The sequence below is a fragment of the Rhodococcus sp. EPR-157 genome, from assembly GCF_001647195.1.
Lineage (GTDB): Bacteria > Actinomycetota > Actinomycetes > Mycobacteriales > Mycobacteriaceae > Rhodococcoides.
In genome coordinates this window covers 1-4,790 of sequence record NZ_LVCV01000426.1, presented here as the reverse complement: position 1 = coordinate 4,790, position 4,790 = coordinate 1, and the positions used below count along the sequence as shown (strand labels likewise).

Below are 4,790 nucleotides of genomic sequence, written 5' to 3'. Positions count from 1 at the left end.
GCGTCGTTGTGTTCGGCAACGGAGTCGAGCGCCCGCGCGAGGACGTCGGGATCGATACTGCCGTTCCAGTCGACGAGTACGGACTGCCCGAACAGCTCGGGTGCCGTCGTCATCGTATCCAGAAGATCACGTTGGATCGGCGTCGGCGATACCCGCGCATCGGAGGTGTCGTCCTTGGTCGGCGTGGTCGAACCGACCTCGACGGCGACGCGGGCGAGAGCGCGCATCGTGCGATGCGTGAACAGCTCACGTGCCTGCACCACCAGTCCTGCTGATCGCGCTTGGAACACGAGCGAGATGCTGAGCACCGAATCTCCACCGAGGTCGAAGAAGTCGTCGTCGATTCCGATGGTTCCACGTGGCCTGGCAAGGACATCGGCAAGAACGTCGACCAGCTTCTGCTCGACGTGGGTTCTGATCTCGTCGACGACGGTGGACTGCATTTCACGCTCCGATACCGACGGTAGGGCGCGTCGGTCGATCTTGCCGCTCGCGGACAACGGCATCTCGTCGAGAAAGAGCACGGCAGCGGGTACCGCATACGACGGCAGTCGAGTTCGGCAGTAGGCCTTCACTTCGGCTTCGCCGAGGTTCGCGTCGCTGTCGGCGCCCACGTAGCCGACGAGTTCGATCCGGGTACCGGTATCGTGCGCGACTGCGGCGCAGGACAGTACCGACGGGTGCCCGCGAAGAGCCTGTTCGACCTCTCCGAGCTCGACTCGGAATCCGCGAATCTTGACTTGGTCGTCGGTGCGTCCCACGAACTCCAGATATCCCGCTCGCGTCCACCTGGCGAGATCGCCCGTACGATATACGGAAGTGTCCCCGTTGGATACCGGATCCGGCGGGAATCGGAACGCGCTGAGTTCCGCAAGCCCGAGATATCCGCGCCCGACTCCGCCGCCGCCGATCAGAACCTCACCGGTCACGCCGATCGGTACCGGCCGCATCGCGTCGTCCACCACGTACATGGGCGTGTCCTGGAGTGGAACGCCGATGGGTACGAACGGCCCGGTACCTAGACTGTGACGGTTGGCGACGTGCAATGAGGCGTCGATGGTGTTTTCGGTTGCGCCGTAGGCGTTGACGACCAACGTGTCGGGTCCGAGACGTTCCAGCAGTGCTGAGCAGTCCTCTACCCGCCATCCTTCGGATCCGACCGCCAGGACGCGCAGGGATGTCGAGGTGCGCTCTCTCCACGCCAGTTCGCGTGCGAGTGCGGTCGCGACCGCTGGGACGGTGACCATGAAATCGGCCGAGGTCTCATCGAGTAGATCGACGAGAGCGCTTGTATCGGCGAGGGTTTCGTCAGGGCAGATGATCATTGTACCGCCGAACAATGTCGACCACAGGAAGTCGCCGAAGAACAGGTCGACACTGAGCGGAGACACCGACAGGCAGGTCGGCGGTCGTTCGGTCAATCCGTAGTACCGGTCCCAGACCTGGACCAGGTGAGCGATGTTCCGATGTTCGACGGCAACGCCTTTCGGCTTTCCGGTAGAGCCCGACGTGTACATCACGTAGGCAAGATCGTCGGGTCCTGCGGCCACGCGTGCTTCGGCGCGGTCGGCGTCGGGGGAGACGAAAGGGTCGTCGACGAACAGCGTGTCCGGCACCGAGTCGACGAGGCCCGCGTGCTGGGATGCCGTGACTACGAGCACAGCGTCGGTATCGGCGAGGATGTGTTCGATCTTGTCGACGGGCATCGATGGTTCGACCGGAACGAACGCTGCGCCCGCGCGTGCTGTTGCCAACATGGCCACGATCGCGGAGATACTGCGTTCCAGCAGAACGACGACCCTGTCCTCGAGCTTTGTTCCACGTAGGGCGATGCGGTGTGCAAGTCGGTCGGTGCGAGCCTCCAACTCGGCGAATGTCACCGATTCGATACCGAACGTCACAGCAAGCGAATCGGGGTTCAGACGCACTCTTTCGGAGAACAATTCGTGGAACGTCCGTCGCGCAGGAGATTCGAACGGTGTGGAGTTCCACTGTCCGAGAACGATGCCTCGTTCGACCTCCGACAACAAGGTGAATGTCTCGAGCGGTTCATCGGGGTTCGCGACCACGTGGGTCAGTATTCTCACGAGATGCTCGGACATGGCTTCGGCACTCCCGCGATCGAACAGAGCCGACGCATATGTCAGCTGGCCTGACCACGTTCCGTCGACCTCTGCGAGATCGATACCGATGTCGTGGCTCGTGTCGACCTCGGCGCGCGGCGTATCGGCCAGGCGAACGGGGCCGTCGACGATATGCGGGTTCGGTGTGCTGTCGAAGGTGACGACCGCGTCGATCAACGGCGTACGGCCAGGGTCGCGTTCGACTCCGACGGTCTCGATGATCGTGTCGAACTCGAGAACGTGCTCCTGCGCGTCTGACAACGTCGATGCCATGGGCCGTAGCAGTTCGAAGAAAGACGACTTCTCCTCGACCATGGTGCGGATCGGCAACGTACGAACGAAGTTGCCGACCACTGATTCGAGCCTCGGGTCGTCGTCTCGGCCCGACACCGGGGTGCCGAATACAACGTCGCGTTGGTTGCAGTATCGGGCCAGCATCACAGCCGATGCCGTGGCCAATACCGCGAACACACTGGTTCGTGCTCGACGAGCGAGTGCCCGGATCTCGACGAGCACGTCTGCTTCGATCCGCACTGGAACGACACCACTTCGCGTGTCCCTGAGCATCGGTCGTGGACGATCGAGAGGAAGATCCATGGCCTCGACACCCGCCAGCGTGTCGCGCCAATAGGACACTCGCCGCGCGATGTCGGCGTGCTCGCGCAGCGTGCGCGCGCTGTCGGCGTACTGGGGGACTTGCGTCGGCAGCGGTGAGTGCGGCAATCCGACGGCCTGCGCGTAGAGGGCCGCGAACTCTCCTGCCAGTATTGCCATGGACCAACCGTCGGTCGCGATGTGATGGACGGTGAGTACCAGCGTTGTTCGGCCGTCGGAGGGAATCGAGTGAACTCCGACCGGGCTTCGCCCTAGATCGAGCGGTGTTGCGATCGCGCGTGACACCGCCACCTCGACAGCGTCCGTTGTCGCGGCGAACTCGGCGACGTGCATAGAGAGCTTCACCGATTCGTTCACATGTGCGTGCGGCGTGTCGTCGACGTTGTCGTAGGTGGTGCGCAGGATCTGGTGACGCTCGAGCAGCTGGTCCACAACGCCGGCGATCACATCGGTTTCGGTAGGAGAGTCGATGTCCAGAACCAATGCCGTGTTGTATTCCGTTCCCTCCGGATAGATCTGGTGAAGGATCCACAGCCGATGCTGCTCGGGTGTCAGCTGTGTTGGCGTCCGTCGGTCCTCGAGAGGCTGTCCCGGTGCGATGAGCGGTGCTTCGGACGAGTGCAGTTCGGCCGCGAGTGCCGCAATCGTCGCTGCTTCGAACAGTCGCCGTGGCGCCAGCACCTTCCCGGTCCTGGAACGGATCCGGGTCACCACACGCATCGCGACGATGGAATCTCCACCAAGGTCGAAGAAGTTGTCGTTTACGCTCAATTCCTCTGCTGGACGGTCCAGTACGTCGGCCCAGATGTCGAGAAGCAAGTGCTCCTCGGGTGAACTCGGGCTTCGGAACTCGTTGAGTTCCGAGGGCGCCGGATTTGGGAGTGCAGCAACGTCGAGCTTCTGGTTGGCGGTCGTCGGAATCGAGTGAACGACGACGATGTGTGCCGGGACCATGAAGTCGGGAAGGTAGGTCCGCGCGTGCGTCAGGAGGTCGGACTCGGCGAGTTCTGCCGTGTCGGTGAGAACGACGTAACCCAGTAGTTCGCGTCCGGTACCCCGATCGCGTGTGATCACCACCGAGGTCCTGACCGCTGGATGGAGTTCGAGAGCTCGCTCGACCTCACCGGGTTCGATACGAAACCCGCGTACTTTGACCTGGTGATCGACTCTGCCGATGTACCCGAGCGTGCCCTGCGGCGAACGCGTCACGATGTCGCCCGTTCGGTACATCGAATCTCCTGATCCGAACGGGTTCGCGACGAATCGCTCGGCGGTCAGTGCCTGTCGCCGGTGATAACCCTGCGCTGTTCCGTCCCCCGAGAGATACAGTTCGCCAGGAGTGCCGTCGGGCACCAGTCGAAGTCGTGAGTCCAACACGAACGCACTCGTGTTGTGCAGCGGCAGTCCGATCGGAATGGACGCTCGTGTGTCGTCGGACGACGAGAGTTCGTGGGTGACTGCGAAGGTCGTTGTCTCCGTCGGCCCGTAACCGTTCCTTATGCGGATTCCGTCGGATGAATCGAGTACAAGGTCGACTGTGCTCGCGTGGAGTGCTTCGCCGCCTGCAAGCAGCACGTCGAGCCCGTTGAAGCTCTCCGGTGATTCGTCGGCCACTGCTCTCAGCAGAGCTGCCGTGACGAACATGGACGATACATGATGCGTCCGAATCGATTCGGAGATCGAATGCGGGGTCAGTTCCGTCTCGGAAACCACGGCGGTGCCGCCGTTCAGCAAGGGAACCCACAGCTCGTAGGTGCTCGCGTCGAAGGCGATCGGGGAATGAAACAGAACCACCGGTCGGTCCCACTCGACGAGTGTCGGGTCCGTCGCCCTGGTGACGATGCTTCGGTGAGAAATCTCGACGCCCTTGGGCAATCCCGTCGAACCCGAGGTGTACATGATGTAAGCGATCGCCCCGGCGAACTCCGAACGCGAAGCCTCTCGCGCAGTCGACGGTCGGTCACCAAGGATCAGCGATGCGAACGAGTGAACCGACAGGTGGCCGGGTACCTCGACGTCGTCGTTCTCGGCGAGAAGCACCCGAGCCCCGGT

General features: G+C 62.6%; 1 protein-coding gene. It reads right to left on the bottom strand.

Annotation, left to right across the window (positions count from 1 at the left end; genetic code table 11):
- Nucleotides 1-4,790 (bottom strand): non-ribosomal peptide synthetase (locus A2J03_RS19860; RefSeq protein ID WP_156520475.1); only part of this gene is annotated, 4,790 nt, incomplete at both ends.